At 70.1% G+C, this 16550-nt stretch carries 10 protein-coding genes; 3 read left to right on the forward strand and 7 right to left on the reverse strand.

Going from position 1 to position 16550, the window contains the following annotated elements:
• Window positions 1–95: 95 nt before the first annotated feature.
• Together AB0R04_RS16145 and AB0R04_RS16150 are read right to left on the reverse strand one after the other, a co-directional pair.
• Window positions 96–779 carry an ABC transporter gene (locus AB0R04_RS16145; RefSeq protein WP_363371551.1) on the reverse strand — a complete coding sequence of 228 codons (684 nt, stop codon included), beginning with the start codon at window positions 777–779 and terminating at the stop codon, window positions 96–98.
• Complete coding sequence (locus tag AB0R04_RS16150; RefSeq protein ID WP_363371553.1) at window positions 776–1624, reverse strand: ABC transporter ATP-binding protein; 849 nt, start codon at window positions 1622–1624, stop codon at window positions 776–778. Before AB0R04_RS16150 ends, AB0R04_RS16145 begins: the two co-directional genes overlap by 4 nt.
• Window positions 1625–1810: 186 nt before the next feature.
• On the opposite strand from AB0R04_RS16150, the gene AB0R04_RS16155 reads away from it, so the two are divergent.
• Window positions 1811–3130, forward strand: a complete 1320-nt coding sequence (locus tag AB0R04_RS16155; protein ID WP_363371555.1) for a VWA domain-containing protein — start codon at window positions 1811–1813, stop codon at window positions 3128–3130.
• Window positions 3131–3132: 2 nt separating this feature from the next.
• A complete protein-coding gene (locus tag AB0R04_RS16160) occupies window positions 3133–4032 on the forward strand; it encodes a hypothetical protein (RefSeq protein WP_063348076.1) in 900 nt (299 codons plus the stop codon).
• Window positions 4033–4706: 674 nt separating this feature from the next.
• Here AB0R04_RS16160 and AB0R04_RS16165 read toward each other — a convergent pair.
• Genes AB0R04_RS16165 through AB0R04_RS16175 form a run of 3 tightly spaced genes read right to left on the reverse strand, consistent with a single transcriptional unit; the run spans window position 4707 to window position 8016 of the window.
• Window positions 4707–5528, reverse strand: a complete 822-nt coding sequence (locus tag AB0R04_RS16165; RefSeq protein WP_363371557.1) for a hypothetical protein — start codon at window positions 5526–5528, stop codon at window positions 4707–4709.
• On the reverse strand, window positions 5525–7567 hold the full coding sequence (locus AB0R04_RS16170; protein WP_363371558.1) for a hypothetical protein: 2043 nt from the start codon (window positions 7565–7567) through the stop codon (window positions 5525–5527). The genes AB0R04_RS16165 and AB0R04_RS16170 overlap by 4 nt, the downstream gene beginning before the upstream one ends.
• A 14-nt stretch (window positions 7568–7581) precedes the next feature.
• Window positions 7582–8016: a hypothetical protein gene (locus AB0R04_RS16175; protein WP_363371560.1), complete on the reverse strand. Its 435-nt coding sequence runs from the start codon at window positions 8014–8016 to the stop codon at window positions 7582–7584.
• A gap of 680 nt (window positions 8017–8696) precedes the next feature.
• On the opposite strand from AB0R04_RS16175, the gene AB0R04_RS16180 reads away from it, so the two are divergent.
• Window positions 8697–9146, forward strand: coding sequence for a hypothetical protein (locus AB0R04_RS16180; RefSeq protein ID WP_363371562.1), 450 nt, complete (start codon window positions 8697–8699; stop codon window positions 9144–9146).
• A 55-nt stretch (window positions 9147–9201) separates the two neighbouring features.
• Here the strand turns inward: AB0R04_RS16180 and AB0R04_RS16185 are convergent, their stop codons facing one another.
• Together AB0R04_RS16185 and AB0R04_RS16190 are read right to left on the reverse strand one after the other, a co-directional pair.
• Window positions 9202–9606 (reverse strand): hypothetical protein, encoded by a 405-nt coding sequence (locus AB0R04_RS16185; protein ID WP_363371563.1) that lies wholly within the window; start codon window positions 9604–9606, stop codon window positions 9202–9204.
• Entirely contained in the window at window positions 9606–16256 is a 6651-nt protein-coding gene (locus AB0R04_RS16190; RefSeq protein WP_363371564.1) for an RHS repeat-associated core domain-containing protein, read from the reverse strand. The genes AB0R04_RS16185 and AB0R04_RS16190 overlap by 1 nt, the downstream gene beginning before the upstream one ends.
• Window positions 16257–16550: the final 294 nt, after the last annotated feature.

The following is a 16550-nucleotide window of genomic DNA, read 5'->3' on the forward strand; positions in this document are numbered from 1 at the left end:
AAGCCGGTTCACCCAGATTCGTCACCCTAACGAGCACTATCCATATTTATCGGCTTTTTGCTGCGGTGTGTCCGCTCCTGTCAGGAATCCTCCGCTCACTCGGGCCGCCGCCCGGCCAGCGCCGCCGCCCCGACCGCCGCCGCGGCCAGCAGGACGACGGCGGGCGGCAGTTCCACCCACGGCACCGCGACCCGGCCGGTGCGGGCGGCGGAGACCAGGCCGCGGACCGCCGCGTTGGCCGGCGAGAGGGGCGCCACCAGCGCCACCGCGGCGAGCGCCAGCGCCACCGCGATGCCGTACTGCGGCCGCGCCAGCACCGGCCGGTTGGCCAGCGCCCCAGCCGCCACCCCCAGCAGCACGCACACCACCGCGGCCGACGCCCCGGCCGCCAGCGCCGGTCCGACCGGCGGCTGCCGCTCCACCCCCGGGTTGGCCACCGTCCCGCTCAGCCACCACAGCGCCGTCACCTCGGCCGCCGCCAGCACCAGCCCGGCCGTCAGCGCCGCCAGCAGCGCGCCCAGGTGCACCCGCAGCGGCCCCGCCGCCGCGACCAGGCAGGCCCGCGAGGCCGGCGGCTCCGCCCCGAGCGCGCCGCGCACGTACCAGGCGCTCACCGGCAGCAGCACGGCCGCGCCGTAGCCGAGGTCGCCCAGCAGCGGGTTGCCCGCCGACACGCCCACCACCAGCAGCAGCGCGTACGCCAGGAACGGCGGCAGCCAGGCGTGCGAGCGCACCAGCAGCTCCAGGTGGTACCGGGTCAGCGCCCCGATCTGCCTCACCGCTGCCCCTCCCGCTGCCGCACCGCCAGCACCCGGACGGCCGGGCGGCCGAGCAGCAGCCGGCGCAGCAGCGCGTCCGTGTGCGCGGCCGGCACGGTCAGCCGCACGGCCGTGCCGGCCAGCGGGGTGAGCCGCGGCGCCCCGGGCAGCCGGGGCGGCAGCGGGGTGCCGTCCGGGACGTCCACCTCGACCTCCATCACCGGGCCGCCACCGTCCGGCGCGGGCCCCGCCTCCTCGGCGGGCCGCAGCGCGCCGTCCGCGCCGACCCGGTAGGCGGCGCTGGTCAGCCCGGCCAGTCGGGCCGGGTCGTGGTCGACGAACAGCACCGCCCCGCCGTCCGCCGCCCGCTCCGCGGCCGCCTCGTCCAGCACCGCCCTGGCGTCGGGGTCGAGCCCGGTCCACGCCTCGTCCAGCAGCAGGACCGGGGCCTCCGCGAGCAGCGCCTGCGCGACCGCGACCTTCTGGCAGGTGCCCTTCGACAGCCGGCTCAGCGGCGTGCCCGCCCGGTCCGCGATGCCGAAGCGGTCCAGCCAGTCCCCGGCCCGCCGCCGCGCCCGCTCCGCCGACAGCCCGTGCACCCGGCCCACCCGCAGCAGGTACGAGGCGGCGTCGAACGGCAGCGCGGGCGGGAAGCGTTCGGGCACGTACGCGGCACCGCCCGGGCAGGCCACCCGCCCGGCGGTCGGCCGCTCGATCCCGGCCGCCAGCCGGAGCAGCGTCGACTTGCCGCTCCCGTTCGCCCCGGCGATCCGCACCAACTCCCCCGGCCCGACGGCGAGATCGACCCCGCGCAGGACCCACCGTCCGCGCCGCCCGTACCGTTTTCCGACCCCCGTCAGCTCCACCGCGCCCCCACTCCCGCCCGGACTCGCACGAAACCCGCACGGAAGGCTATCCAGCCCGGGTAGGGCGGACGTAAGCCCGCGCGGCCCCGACGGCCTTTCCACGCGCCGGAGTTCACGCCACGGCGGGGTGACGCACGATCCGGTCTCGTTTGGCCATCGCGAACTGATGATCCCTAGGATCACCGGGTGACTACCGGACGACGACCAAAGACCAGGCTCGGCAGCCTGCTGGGCGCCCTGGCGATAACGGGCGCCTCGCTGCTCATCGGCCTGCCCGCCCACGCCGACGAACCATCAGCCGGAGCCGCCGCGCCCAAGGAGGCCCCCAGGGTCGACCTCGTCCTGGACGTCAGCGGCTCCATGAACGAGCGGGACATCCAGGGCAAGAGCCGGATCTCGGTGGCCCAGCAGTCGCTGAACGACGTGATCGACGCGCTGCCCGCGGAGACCGAGTTCGGCATCCGCACCCTGGGCGCGAACTACCCCGGCAACGACAAGACCCAGGGCTGCCAGGACACCAAGCAGCTGTACCCGGTCGGCAAGACCAACAAGGTCGAGGCCAAGACCGCCATCGCCACCCTGCGGCCCACCGGCTGGACCCCGATCGGCCTGGCCCTGCGCGGCGCGGCCCAGGACCTCGGCAAGGGCGAGACCACCCGCCGGGTGGTGCTGATCACCGACGGCGAGGACACCTGCACCCCGCCGGACCCCTGCGACGTCGCCCGTGAACTCGCCTCCCAGGGCATCCACCTGGTCGTCGACACCCTCGGCCTGGCCCACGACGACAAGACCCGCCAGCAGCTGCTCTGCATCGCCAACGCGACCGGCGGCACCTACACCGACGTCCGCACCCAGGAGCAGCTCACCGACAAGGTGAAGCAGCTGGTCGACCGCTCCAACGACACCTACGCGGTGACCCCGGTGAAGACCTCCGGCGCCGACAAGTGCGAGAGCGCCCCGGTGCTCGCCCCGGGCGTGTACAGCGACCGCGAGAAGTTCTCCGAGCACCGCGTCTACAAGGTCCCGGTCAAGTCCGGCCAGGAGCTGCGCGCCTCGGTCAGCGTCGGCCTGGACCGCGCGGTGGCCCGGGACTACGGCGTCCTGCTGCAGGCCACCAGCGCGACCGGCCAGGAGCTGGTCCGCGGCACCGACGCCGGCAGCAGCCGCACCGACGTGATCTCCACCGGCCTGCGCTGGTCCACCAGCGACTCCAAGGGCTACATCACCACCGGCCCGACCTCCTCGTCGAGCGCCAAGCCGGAGACCACCGTCTGCCTGGTCGTCAGCAACTCGCTGGCCCCGCAGGCCGGCGTCCAGGCCGACCCCGGCCTGCCGATGGAGCTGACCGTCGACCTGGCCACCGCCTCGTCCGCCCCCGAGGGCGCGGCGATGGGCCTGGGCCGCGGCTGGATCCTGCTGCTCACCCTCACCCTCGCCGGGCTGCTGTTCGGCCTGGTGTTCGGCTGGATCGCCCGCTGGCGGATCTCTGTCTGGCAGGAGAACTGACCATGCGACCGACCACACGATCGACCACGCGCACGACCCTTCGCGGCGCCCTCGCCGCCCTCGCCCTGCTGCCCGCCCTCGCGCTGGCCGCCCCGGCCGCCTCCGCCGCCTCCCCCTCGCCCTCGGCGAGCGCGAGCGGCGCCCCGGCCCCGGCCACCAAGGCCGGCACCTCCTTCCTGACCGCGACCAACCTCTCCCCCGGCCAGGACGCCAACGTCGCCGCCTCCACCGGTGACTACCTGTACTGGGCGTTCGGCGCCTCCGAGGGCCAGACCCCGACGATCGGCCTGACCGTCAACCTGGCCCCCGCGACCGACCGGCACGGCCCGCAGACCTGGTCCGCCGAGGTCTTCGACGGACTCCGCCGCCGCCAGTCCTGCACCGCCGGCACCCAGAACGCCACCGGCGACCAGAACACCGGCACGCTCACGCTGAGCTGCACCCTGCGCGAGATCCGCTCCTGGGCCGAGCCGTGGTCCGGCGACCCGCTGCCCGGCACCTACTACGTGCGGCTCTCGGTCAGCGACGTCCCGCAGCCCGACCTGGGCCTGGCCACCTCCGTCCAGCTGCACGTCAGCGCCAAGGGCAACGCGGACAACGCCCAGCCGGAGGGCGGCGAGCTCAAGGCCCCGCTGGTCCCGCCGGCCGGCGGCGGCGCCAGCACCGCCAAGGCGGCCGCCCCGGTGGCGGCCGAGGAGCACTGGTACACCGGCTGGTTCTCCGGCTGGAACAGCCGCTGGTACTGGACCATCGGCGGCGGCGCCCTGGCCGCCCTGGCGGGCGTCCTGGGCTACAACCTGACCCGGCACCCCCGCGGCTACCGCCCGCCCCGCTACGGCGCCGTCCCGCCGCAGTCCGGCGCCCCCCAGCCCGGCCCCTACGCCGGCTCCCAGCGCCCCTGACCCACCCCGCCCCACCCCGAGGGCCGGCCGGATTCCCCCGGCCGGCCCTCGGCCGTTCCCGTTCCAGTTCCCGCCATTGTTCCCGCTCCCACTCCCGCCCGCGACCGACCGTCAGTTCACCGGCCCGCCCCGCCGTGACGGTCGCCACACGGCCAACTCCCGTACCCCCGCGCCGGATCGACCCCGGACAACGCAGAAGCCCCGCCCGGTCTGACGACCGGGCGGGGCTTCTGTTGGGTGGGCCGTTCACGAGTAGGGATGACCTGCAGCGATGCGCCTTGCCGCCGTGACCCTTCCCACGTCCGGGAAGATCGCTTCCCACCTTGCCGCAGCCACGACAAGTCGTGCAGCATGTAGCCACCGACCGTCGCAGCGTGGCCTGTCTCGGCAGGACTCACCTGCCGTCTATGGGCAGCGGCTTCGAGGCCATGCGCACTGGCGCCACGGAAACCGTCAGTCAAGGCTGCGCGACGGCGCCGACCGCTCGGCTGGACCTTCTGGTTTACCAGGCGGCTGGTGCCCATGAGCGCGGAACTCGAGCTCGTCACGGTGCAGCCACACCCGGGCGGATCGCCAGGCAGTATCGAAATCGATCTGCTCGGAACTCGCTCGGGTGAGACGCCAGGCACACCAACTGGTCCGTGGTGCGAGCAACCAGCGCAGGATGGTGGTTCTCATCCCACCGGCTCCGGCCGGTCGGTCTCCTCCGTCGGTTCGGCGCCGGTGTGGAAGTTGAGGGCCTCTTCCAGGTCGGTCGCGAGGTCGCCGTGGCCGGCAGTCCGCATGTAGTCGGACGTAAAGGTCACGAGCAACCGTCGCTGGTGTAACTGGTCGAAACGGGAGAAGAATGTGCGCAAGATCTCCAGAACTTGGAGGTCGGTCGGATCGGTGGACGGTTTACGGGCGGTCGCGAGCAACTGCGACAGACCCGCCAGAGCCTTGGTGAAGTCGGTCCTGGAACTCTCATCGGTCAACTTGAAGTCTTTGAGATGCTCCGCCCACGTTCCCGTACCGGGCATGGTCAGAGCCGCGGCTAGGATCGCCGGGTCGGCAAGGGCGAGGGCGCGAGCTCTGGCTGCTTGGAGGAAGACGGTGTCCTCCAGCCCCTGATTTCGGCGGGCACGCATCACCGCGGCAGTGGCTTCAGTGGCGGCCTGATCCAGAACTACAGTGACCTCGGCCCGCAGAATGCGATCAGGGTGTCCGGCCAACGGACGAGGACCGGCCAGATGGTCGGCCAGGGCATCCCGGGCGCCCGGCAGGTCGGCCGGATCCAGCTGAGCGGCGGCATCCACCGCCGCTCGACGAAGTGTAGTGCGGATAAGCCGTGCGAGAACCGGTGTGTTGTATCCCGGCAGGTGGTCGGGGTACGTGGTGGCGGTGATCTCCGTGGTGAAGGCGATGTCCGGGTAACAGGTGGGCAGCACCGCGGGAAACGCGGTCACCGCACGCCGCAATGTCCGCCGCTGCGCCCGGGTCGCGCCGGCCTGGCTCACGACGGCTCCGGTCGGGCGGCCGAGAAGCGACGACTGATCAATCGCCGACGGAACTCGCGCATGGCCTTCGACTCGGCATCGATCTCACGGCCGACGACGATGGCCGCAACAGGATCGAGTCCGATGCGACCGCTGACAACCCGCTCCACAAGATCGAGGACCTGGTTTCCCAGCAGGGGCCCGTCGATGCTGGCCTCGGCCCAGGCAGCGAGAGTGTTCTCGCAGGTATGCGCGAGTGCCTTGTCGGGCAGGATGACATTCCATGCTGCGACGATCTCGTCGGTGACGGACTCGTCGTGGCGGGCTGCGGTGAGCAGGAGCTCCGTGGGATACGGGTCAGCGGTGAGATCTGCCAGGGCGAGGAACGCCCGTCGGCCGGCGCGTGATCTGCTGGCCTTGCCAGGAGTGTTGCTTTCCGGGGGTCCGATCCAGTCGTTGACGGCTGCCCAGGTCAAGGCGAGCTTGCCGTGCTCGCTCACCAACGCGCGCAGCGCCCTCCCCGCCTCGCCGTTGGCCTGGTCGTCGGCGTCCCGAGCGAGGACGTGCCGGAGGCGCACCAGGGCTTGACCGGGAAACCGCGCGGCGAACGTGCCCTGGCAGACTAGGGCGGCGACTCTGGCGACCTCTTGATCTCTGCTCGGCGCCCAGTTCTCCCGCAGTTGCTTGCGTACCGCCGCGCCGAGAACCGGATGTTGCGCTGCAGAGGAGAGCATTCGGGCAGCGGCGTCGCCCCGGCTGAGCGCCGCAGCAGCACCTCTTGTGGCCGGGCTGGGCAGGACGGTGCTGTCGTTGTGCTCGGCTGCCAGTCTCGCCAGCAGCTCGGCGATGGTGTCGAGCCGGTCGGCTCCGATCTCTCCGTTGGCCGTGATGCGCGCGATCCATTTTCTGATGTGGCTCTGTGCATCGGCGAGCTCGGTCCAGATGTGTTTGAGCACCGCGTAGCCGTAGCCGGGCCGGTGAGTGAAGGTCACCTTGTTGTCTCCGACCTTTGCTCCTGCGTCACGCAGCCGGCTTCCCAAGTCCAGACCCGACAGGGCAGTGCGCACGCTGTCGTCGGCTTTCTCACCGAGCAGATCTCGGGCAGCCTGGTGCACTTGGGAAGGGCTGACCCCTTCCAGGAGTACCGCCGCCAGGAGCAGCGCGCGGTCCTCCGGCCGTTCGACGGTCCGTCCGAAGAACCCAGTGACGTAGTCGCGCCATCCGGTGAACCGTTCGACTGCCTCTGCGAGTTTCTGCTCGCTGTCGGCCGCACCGGCGAGCAGCCGGGCGAGTTCGGTGGCATCTTCCGGGTGCATATCATCGGTCACCAACCGGGCAAGGTCCTGCTCGTTCTCATCGGGCTCATATCCGGGCTGCAACCGTTCGACGAGTTCCGTACAACGGTGGAGCAGGCTGAGGTGCGAGCCGACCAGGTGTCGGGGTGCGGGCGGTCGAGCCTGGACTGCGGCGGCCGCTTCGTGTCCCATGGTGGGCCAGCCATCCCGGCTGGCGATCACGACCAAACAGGATCCGACCTCCGCAAGCCGACGGCAGTGGTCGCTCAGCTTCGACAGCATCTCCTTCGGCCACTCTGCGATCTCGGCGGAGACGTTCAAGAGGTATCCGCAGTTCGCCTCGATCGGGAGCAGGCTGCTGTCCGGTGGGTCCCAGTCCGGCGTGATCTGCCACAGCTCCAGCGAGGGCTTGCCCTCGCTCCGACGTGGCTTGTCCATCATGGTCAGGGCACGGACAGCGATACCGTAACGGCCGCTGCCTTCGTCGCCGGCCACAACTGCCAGCCCGTCTCCGCGAAGGAGCACGTCACGGACCGCCTCCGCGGCGAGGACCTCTCCACCATCGCGATCGATCCTGACCCATGCCTGCCGCACGGACGAGATCACCGCAGGCTCGACGGAGTGAACGGGCAGCAGTTCCTTCTCGTGGATGTTGACCACGGCGACCGCATTGGCCCCACCGACCGCCTGGGCCTGGACTACCACCGACCGGTGGTTGCCGTCGGCTCGCTGACCCCCGAAGAACTCAAGACCGGGCTCCTCCATCGGCCGCTCCACGGTCAACTCCGGGGCCGCGTCGAAGCGGTGATGGAGCCCTTCCCCGTACTCACGTTGCCACCGGCCTGGATGACCACGCTGTTGGTGTTCCCGTTCGCGTTCATCGCCGCGCCTACGGTCCCGCCCCCGGCTCCCAGATCGGCGAGCAGTTGCTCCAGCTCTTCAACCGCGTCGGGGTTGCGCTGCAGATACGCTCCGAGCTGCCAGAAACACTGCGCCCTGAGCGCCTCCGGCGCTTCGTCACCGTTCGGGCCGCACCTCTCGCCGACGGTATCCAGTTCCGCCAACTGCCGTTCCACCGCCGCAGGTTCATCACGCCGCAGAAAACGGGCGATCTTCTCCCGGACCAAGCTCCACCCGGACCGCGCCACCTCCACGGCCAGCGCCTCGGACGCGCGCGTCGCCAGGTCCATCACGTCGATTTCGGCAGCACTCATCGCTCACCTCTCGTCCGTCCGGCCCCACAGGATGGGCCACGCCCCGAAAGGATGCAAACGGAAGGTGACACGGCGCAAGCGGAACGTGCGCATCGACCAGATCCCATGCTCTGGCACTCCGGCGTGCTGCCGAGCCGCCCCCGTACTCGTTCGAATCCTGAGTACGGCACACATTCGACGCACGCACCAGCTTCAGTGGGCACCAGAGCAACGTCGTTCGACTGGACCGCCCTCAGCTACGGCTGAACGGCGAGCTCAGACTGGCGTGAATCCGACGTCAGGCTGGAGAGCTCCGCCGGAGCAGCCGCACCGAGGCCCTGACTGGCCCCGGGATCGACGCGGGCACTCCACCACGATTTCGACGGACGGGCCGTAACGCAGGGGGCTGCAAGCTACGCCAGCCAGTAGGCCCAAGTCGAGCCCGTGCCGCGGCACTCCTCCACTCGGACCGAGCGGACGTCTCAGCGACTCCGAACTCGTCTGCCTCGCAGTGGCCCAGGCCCTGCTCGGGTACCACTCCGAGGCCCGCTGGCTGCGCTACGCGCACAAGCACCTGCCCGACATGTTCCCGTACCTGCCCCAGCGTGCGGGCTACAGCAGGCGCCTGCGCTCGGCTCTGCCGCTGGTCAAACGCGTGTTCCGGGAACTGGCCCGGGGGCAGCGGCTTCTGGACGGACACGGTGTGGATCACCGACTCGACACCGGTGCCGAGCGGCATGTCGCGCCCGACTGTTCAACACTCCGACCTGACCGGCTGGGCCGGCTACGGTTACTGCGCGTCGCACTCCCGCTTTTCTGGGCTCTGCGCCCTGTACCTGGTGTGCACGCCGACCGGCATGCCCATCCTGCGGGCGCTGGCCAACCCGAAGCTGGACGAGCGAGAGGTGCTGGGCGCGATGCCCGAAGTCGATGCGGAGCTCGTCGCCCGCCGCGCGGGCATCGTGCTCATCTCCGACAAGGGCTTCGCCTCGAAGGCGTTCGAGCAGGAATTCGCCGAGCTGGGTGTTGAGTTGCTGCGGCCGTCGTTCACGCGCGAGAAGGAGCGGTTCGGCGAGCCGATGCTCAAGAAGGTCCGCCAGCTCATCGAGTCGGTCAAATCCGCGAAACCCGCGGTCAGGGCACAACGGTGAACGCCGGCCCGCAAGACAGTGTCTCGCGGGCCGGCGCCGGGTCGGACGAGCCGGGTCAGGGCCGACGGGCGACGACCCGGAACCGTGCCTCCGGCATCAGCTTGAGCACGAAGCCGAGCTGAATGGCTGTCAGTGGCCACATTAGCCATCCGGTTCCGCTGATGAACAGTATGAACAGCAGCGGGCCCGTCAGCGCGATACCGGCGACGGCCCGCAGGTGCGGGAAGAACCGTAGCGGCGAGAGGGCCAGCAGGATCACCAGGGAGATCCCGCCGAACAGCGGGAAGAGCACGTACCCCACCCCAACCAGCCCGTAAGGCACCTGGTCGTCCGGCGGGAGGAACAGCAGGGTGAGCACGCCGGCCAGCACGAACCAGCCAACGGCGAAGGCCAGGATGTACCTGACTGCTGCCCGCAGGAACCAGCGCAGCGCGCCCTCGTCCCTCACTTCAGCAGCCATCAGCAGCTGCTGGGGCAGTTGATCTTGGCGTCCCGGCCACCGGCCCACAGGGGCGCCGTGTTAAGCCCGTCGTCGATAATGAAAGACGCCATCGGGTCCTTGCCTACCATGTTCGGCGCCATCCCTCGACGATACTGCACCACCTCCATGTCCGGGTACTTGTCCCCCTTGCGCTCCACCGAGACGGAGTGCGTGCCGAGGCTGACCGTCACCGTCGCGTTGGCGGAGAACTGGTCCATCGTGGAGTTGATCCCGTGGATGTCCATCTTGATCTTGTCCGCGGAGAGCTCGAGCGGGTTGAGGTTGTTGTGCCAGGCCAGCGTGGTGTCCTTGGCGCTGTACGGCCCGACGTCCAGCGGTCGGGCGGGAAGCACCTTGGAATCGAAGCGCGTGCCCAGGCCGGGGATGGACCACGGATTAGAGGCCGACGGCGCGACGGTGAAGCTGATCTCGCCGGTCGCGGTGTCCCAGAACAGCACCATCCGGTAGGCGGCGTCAGGGTCGTCGGAGGGGCCGCGGTTGTCACCGAGCAGGTTGTAGAGCGCTGCGGTCTTGTTGTGGATGTAGAAGCGGACCATGATGATGCCGTGGTCCTCCGAGGACCTCGCGGTGGACAGCACCCTGCGCTGCGCGCCCGCCGGTGGGATGCATCCGAAGCCGAACTGGCTGGCGTCGTCCACCTTGTCGGCCGGCGGCGTGTACGGGGCAAGCGTCGATGTGGAGGGCGCGGTGTCCGGGCAGCTGTTGACCGCCCACGGACTGTAGCTGCACGGGGCCGCACCACCCGAAGAGTTGGTCGCGTTGCAGCCGACCTGGAAGATGCTGCAGGTGGGGCCCCCGCCGCAGACGTCCTTGACGCCATCGGCACAGGGCGCGAGTCCGCTCGGGTCGGTCAGGTTGACCGGATTGTTCTCGCTGTAGGCGTAGGCGTTCCACTGCTGCGGACTGGTGGGCTGGGTGATTGGGTCGGGACTGATGAACCGTCCGGTGCCCGGCTGGTACATCCGGGCACCGAGCGTGGTCAGCCCCGTCGAGTCGTCCTTCAGACCGCCCACGAAGCCCTTGTCGCCGGCCCAGGTGCTCGGCTGGCTGCCGCGCGGGTTGCCGAACGGGTCGAGCGGACGCCTGGTCTCGGCCAGCGTGGTCGCATCGATCGAGAGGATGTTGCTGCCGCGGTTGTCCGCGAACTCGAAGCACTGCGAGTTGCTCTGACGCACCAGCGTGAGACCGCCGGGGATGGTGTAGTACCGGGTCCCGGTCACCACGCCTGTGGTGCTGTTGTAGTGGAGCTCGTCGTTGCCGAGGTACACCGTGGTGCCGCTCGGGTCCTGCTTCTCCAGTTGCGTGCCGGCGGCGTCGTAGACGTACGTCACCTTGCCGGCCGTCGTATTGGTGAACTGACCGAGCTGGCCCTCGCTGTTCCAGGACAGGTTGGTCTGCTTCCCGGTGGCGTCGGTGATCCGGGTGGTGTCACCCGAGGCGTCGTACTGCGTGCTGGTGACCGACGGAGTGCCGGCACCGGTGACCGAGCTGGCGGAGATCAGCGCGTGTGGACCCGCGACCGCGCCGTTGAGCCCGTTGACCGTCTTTGCAGCCGGGAAGGACTGGGTAACGGTGCGGTCGGCGGTGGTGTTGCCCGCCGGGTCGTGCTGGACGAACTGGGTCCGGTTGCCGGTGGCGTCGTACTGGTAGCTCTGCCAGTAGGCGGCCGGCCCGCCGACCGTGGTCAGCGCCGGAGCCTGCGCGCCGCTGGTGGGCGTGGAGTTCCCGCACGAACCCTGTCCGCCGACCGAGGGCTGCGCGGCCAGTGCGAGCGCGCCGGTGTCACTCCACGCGGTCGTGAGGCGGCCCAGGTAGTCGTAGCCGAAGCACTGCAGGTCGGTGGAGGAGGGAACGTTGTCGGGAATGTTCCGCACGCCGGTGATCTGGCCGCTCTTGTTGTACGCGTACGTGGTCTGCTGCACCGCGCCGGTGGCGGCGGTCTGCTTGTCCACGAACTGCGAGAGCATCCGTCCGGTCGACTCGTCGTAGATGTTGGTCAGGACGATCTGGGTGCCCCAGGGGTTCACCGTGGCGCGGATGCTGCGGCCGTATGCGTCCCAATCCGAGGACAGGTCGTAGGTGGCGCCGCCGAGGGCGCCGTAGGAGCGCAGCAGGCCGTATGAGTCGTAGGTGTAGTGGACCGTCTCCTCGGCGATGTCGCCGACTGCAGAACGGTCGTCGTCGGTCAGTGCGCCGGTGATCGGGTCGTATTGTGCCTGGTAGGTGTAGGTGAACGGGGTCGTCGCGCTCTGGCCGATGTCCATGCCGGGGATTGTGATGGTGGTTGTGGTGGGGTGGTAGGCAGTGTCGTAGGTCAGCACGGAGCTGGTGTAGGCCGGGCCGCCGGCGCCGTTGGTGTACCGGGTGGAGGAGCCGGGCTGGCCCGTCAGCACGGTGTCGTAGGTGTAGGAGGTCAGCTGGTTGGCCGGCGCCACCGAACCGTTGTAGGAACCGGTCTTGCGGCCCAGCAGATCGTAGGTGTACGCGATGGTCTGGTGACGGCCGTCGGTCTGGTTCACCAGGCTGCCGCCCGGGTTGTAGACCTGGGTCACGGTGCCGCTGTCCGGGTCGGTCGAGGTGGTCTGGCGGCCACGTAGGTCGTAGCCGTAGCTCCAGACGTTGCCTACCGAGTCGGTCCGGGTGGCCGGCTTGCCGCTGGGGGTGGAGGTGAACACGGTGACGTCCGCGTCGGACTGCTTGCCCGTGGCGGCGGCGGTGCGGTACTGCCAGATCTGCGCCACCTTGCCGCGGGCGTCGGTCACCGTGCTGGTCGGCGTGGTGCCGGTCGGCGGGGTGACGTCGGTACGGTCTACACCCGGGTAGCCGGTGGTCGTGGTGGTCTGCACCACTCCGTAGGCCAGGAACTGGGTGGTGACCGGTCGGCTCTGGCCGTCGAAGACGGTGTAGGTCTGTGCCGGGACCTTCTGCGTGGTGGTCAGAAACGGCGTGGTGCTGGGTGCGGCGTCGTTGTTGTACCAGGCCGCATTGGAGCGCATGGTACGGCCCTGCGAGTCGTAGTTCGTGTCGGTGATCATGCGGCCCTGGTAGGCCGAGATCGCTGGGTCGGCCTGTACCTGCACAGTCCGTGCCAGGCCGTCCATGATCTGGATCGACGTGGTGTAGGTGTCGTTGGACAGCAGGCTCTTGGTCGTGACGGTCGGCGGAACCGCCGCGTTGTTCACGACACCGGGCACCGAGTAGGCGAAGGTCTTGCTGGCGTTCTGGCCGGTGGTCCGGCCCGGCTGCCAGACTGCGGCGAGGCGGCCGAGTGCGTCGTACGCCTTGGTGGTGACCCGCCCGTTGGGGTCCGTCACCACCAGCGGCAGGGCGCGCCCGGGAGCCATGGTGGTGGTGGTGATCCGGCCCGCGCTCTGCGCGTCCGGGGCGCCGGCGGGCGCCGGGGTGGTCACCGTCATCGAGTTGGCCAGTTCGCCCGGGTTCGCCGAGGAGTACGCCGTCGTGAAGGTGACGCCGCTGTGCGTGTTGTCGGTGTGGTTCGGGTCGGTCACCGTGGCCGAGCGTCCGTAGGCGTCGTAGGTGGTGATCGCCGAGGTGGTGAAGGTCGGGTTGCCCGAGCCGTCGACGCTCTCCACGGCCTGGGCACTGGTCACATCGTGGGCGGTGCCGAGTTGGTTGAGCGGCTGGCCGTCGTAGAACGAGCGGGTCCAGGTCACCGTGTTGGACGCGGTCGGGGTTGCGGTGCAGGCGCCGCTACCCGACACGGTCTGCTGCTCGGAGGGCAGCGAGGAGATCTGCGGGTCGGAGCCGGCCGCGTACGAGTCTCGCTCGCAGCTGTCCGGCAGCCCGTCCGCGCTGTTCAGGACGGTAAGCACGCGGTTGGCGTGCGCGGGGTCGGTGGTCGTGGTGGTGCTGGTGGTCCGCCAGGTGCCGTCCACCTTCAGCGCTTTGGCCGTGTTGGCCGCGGTGGTAGAGGCGTAGCGGGCGATCAGGGCTGGCAGCCTGCCGCGACTGTGGGTCGCGGTGGTGCTCGGACCGCTGCTGGTGTTCACCGTGTAGGAGGTGATCGAGCCGCCGGCACCGGAGTAGGTGTCGGTCTCCAGAGCCCAGCCGGAGAGCCAGTCGGAGTCAGTCACCGAGCCGCTCTTCGGTCCCGCCACCGAGACGCTGCGGGCCGCGCCTCCGCTCAGCAGGTCGCCGTCCATGCCCTGGTGGAAGGTGCTCGAACTCTGCATCTGCGGGCCGTCGTTGCCGCTGCCGGTGACCGTGGTCACCGAGGCGTAGCCGCGGAACTGGTCCCAGGTGCGGTCCATGTCCTTGACCATCGGCGAGTCGTTGCGGTGCCAGGCCGCGTTGCCGTAGCTGTAGGCGGTGGTCTGCGGCATGGAGCCGGCTGTGTTCGGGTTGACCGTCACGGTGCTCACCGGGTAGCGCAAGAACCAGTCGTCGATCGGCTGGGCATTCGGTTGCTCCGTCGACGGATGCCACTTGACGTTGTAGCAGGAGAGCGTGTCGGTGTCGGCCGTGGCGGGCATGATGTTGTTCACCCGTGAACAGGCCGACTGGGCGTAGTTGACGCCGATCGTGCCGCCGGTCTCGGTGGTGATCAGCTGGATGCGCGGGCGGTTGAACGCCGGCCGGGCGGGGATCAGGTTGGTGCCGTCCACCCGGTTCGGCAGCAGTTGCTCGGTGAAGCTGACCGCGGGCAGCGAGACCGAGGTGCCCGCGACGGTGGAGTCCTGCCCGGTGCGCTGGACCGAGCCGAGCCACGGGACCTGGGTGTTCTCGGTGGCGTTCTGCACGTTGACGAAGCGATGGTTTAGGGCGTAGCCGTCCACCGGGATGTACGTGCCCCTCGACCGGATCTGGGTGGTGATGTCGGTCAGCCACTTGCTGGTCCAGAAAGTCGGCTGGTAGTTGGTGCAGGAGCCCGTGGCGTCGCACTGCTCATCCATCGGGACGTCCGGCCAGTTGGCCGCGTTCGCCTTCGTGCGCTGCGACGGGTCGCAGGCGGTCGTCGACGTGACACATCGCTCGGCCGAGTTGAAGACGATCTGGGCCGCGGCCTGGTAGTTGCCGCCCGCGCCGAGCTGGTCGGAGAGGCGCTGGCCGTAGCCGATCGCGGTGAGCACGCCGGATCGGGTGTAGGCAGTGTTGCTCCCGGTGCCGTTGTTCTGGCCGCCGCCGAGCGCGTAGTAGTTGGTCTCGGGGGCGTAGGTGTAGGTGGTCAGGTTGCCGTGCGGATCGACGACGTAGTCGAGGTTCCACCGCCAGCCCGCGTTGCACCAGGACCTCTGACCCTTGGAACTGTCGTAGCAGGGATCGCCGCTCTTGGGCGAGTAGACCGGGACCGTCCAGGCCGAGTTGCTGGCCGGACCGGTGCCGGTCGGGTTGCCGTTCGCGTCGGGCAGATGGTTCAGACCCAGGTAGTAGGCGTTGCCCGCGGTGTCGGTCACCTTGAGGTAGGAGCCGTTCCAGGTGCCGTTGGTGGCGCCGGTCAGGAACTGCACCTTGATGCCGTCGTCGCTCTTCAGCCGCCAGGTGCAGTTGGACTGCTCAGTGGTGCCCGGGGCGTTCGCCTGGCAGCTCGCGTCGTCCGGCACCAGTTCGCCGGAGTGCCCGCCCAGGGACAGGGTCAGGTTGGCGCCCGCCCAGCAGTCGTCCCCGGAGTTGGTGATGTCGTCGTTGTTGCAGGATTGGTAGGAGCGCTCCACGTAGCCGGGGCTGTAGCTCCAGCCGTCGCCGATCCAGGACGCCTGGGCGTTGGTGGAGGAGGTCAGGCCGTCCACGGAGGAGGAGTTGTAGGAGAGCGCGACCTGAGGCGTTGCGCCACCGAGGGTGGGCGGCGAAGCGATCGGGTAACTATAGGTGAACGAGCCCGAGGAGCCGCCGGAGGTCCAGGCCTGCGACGGGTTCAGATTGGTGGCCGCGTAGGTGCCGGCGCCGCTGGAGGAGCCGCTGACGGCGGCCAGCACCATCGGCGCGGCGGCCGTGGCGAGCGCGTCGGCCCGCGCCGCGGAGTTCGCAGCACCACGCGGCAGGGCACCCTTGTGCGTGCCACTCGCCGGCAGGGTGACGTCGGCGACCAGCTTCTCGGTGGCCGGGTCGTAGTGCGAGGGGACCGGCTGCTGCGCGAGGCAGCCCGGCTCCTGGGGCGTCGTCAGCGAGCAGGCCGGCAGCTCCACCAAGTGGGCACGGGAGGCCCAGTCGCCGCCGATACCAGCGCCGAGCTGCGTGGTGTCGAGCGCCACCTCGACCCGGCTGCCGGGGGCGGAGTCGGTGCGGGAGAGGGAGAGAGCCAGGCCCGATATGCCAGCGGCCGCAGTGGTCTTGGCATCGGCCACGTCCACCCGCACGTTCTGCGCGGCGGCCGGCGCGGCGGCCTGGTCGCCGGGGGTCGCGGCCAGCGGGGCGATGGTTACGGGCAGGTTCTGCGCCTGGGCCGGGTCGCCGGCGGGTACGGGCGGCGGCGTGCCGTCCGGCTGTGCCTGGGCCGTCTGCGCACCGGCGGTCGGCGCGGCCCCGAGCACGACGTCGGCCGTGCCGTGCGGGTGCGGCTTCGAAGCGGTGGCGGCCGGCGGCTGCCAGGTCGGCGGCACCGGGTGCTCCGGCTTCGGGGCCGCCACCGGTGCGGCGTCCTTTCCCGCCACGGACGGAGTCGTCGGCAGGGCCGTATTCGGCGGGGACCACTTGCGTGAGTAGTCCGGCCCGTCCGCTGCCGCGAGCGGCAGCGGACCGAGCATCGAGCCGAGGACAGCAGCCGTCGTGACGGCCGCCAGCCGTCCACACAGTCTCCCCCTCCTGCCCCTTTTGCTCCCGGAAATCGGTGGTCGTCCAAATGGCATGCTATTTACCCCCACGCAGCTTTTGAGCCCCCCAAATACGGGAGGCACGTCCTGTATCCGAATTGACGGATGGTAGCGTCCGCTGGTGACTGAACGTCA

It is taken from the genome of Kitasatospora sp. NPDC056731, assembly GCF_040687675.1.
Lineage (GTDB): Bacteria > Actinomycetota > Actinomycetes > Streptomycetales > Streptomycetaceae > Kitasatospora.

Bases quoted from the DNA above. Each gene is read 5' to 3' on its own strand.
- AB0R04_RS16170 (WP_363371558.1), bottom strand. From the start codon at position 7,567: ATGGAGGAGCCCGGTCTTGAGTTCTTCGGGGGTCAGCGAGCCGACGGC.
- AB0R04_RS16175 (WP_363371560.1), bottom strand. From the start codon at position 8,016: ATGAGTGCTGCCGAAATCGACGTGATGGACCTGGCGACGCGCGCGTCC.
- AB0R04_RS16160 (WP_063348076.1), top strand. From the start codon at position 3,133: ATGCGACCGACCACACGATCGACCACGCGCACGACCCTTCGCGGCGCC.
- AB0R04_RS16185 (WP_363371563.1), bottom strand. From the start codon at position 9,606: ATGGCTGCTGAAGTGAGGGACGAGGGCGCGCTGCGCTGGTTCCTGCGG.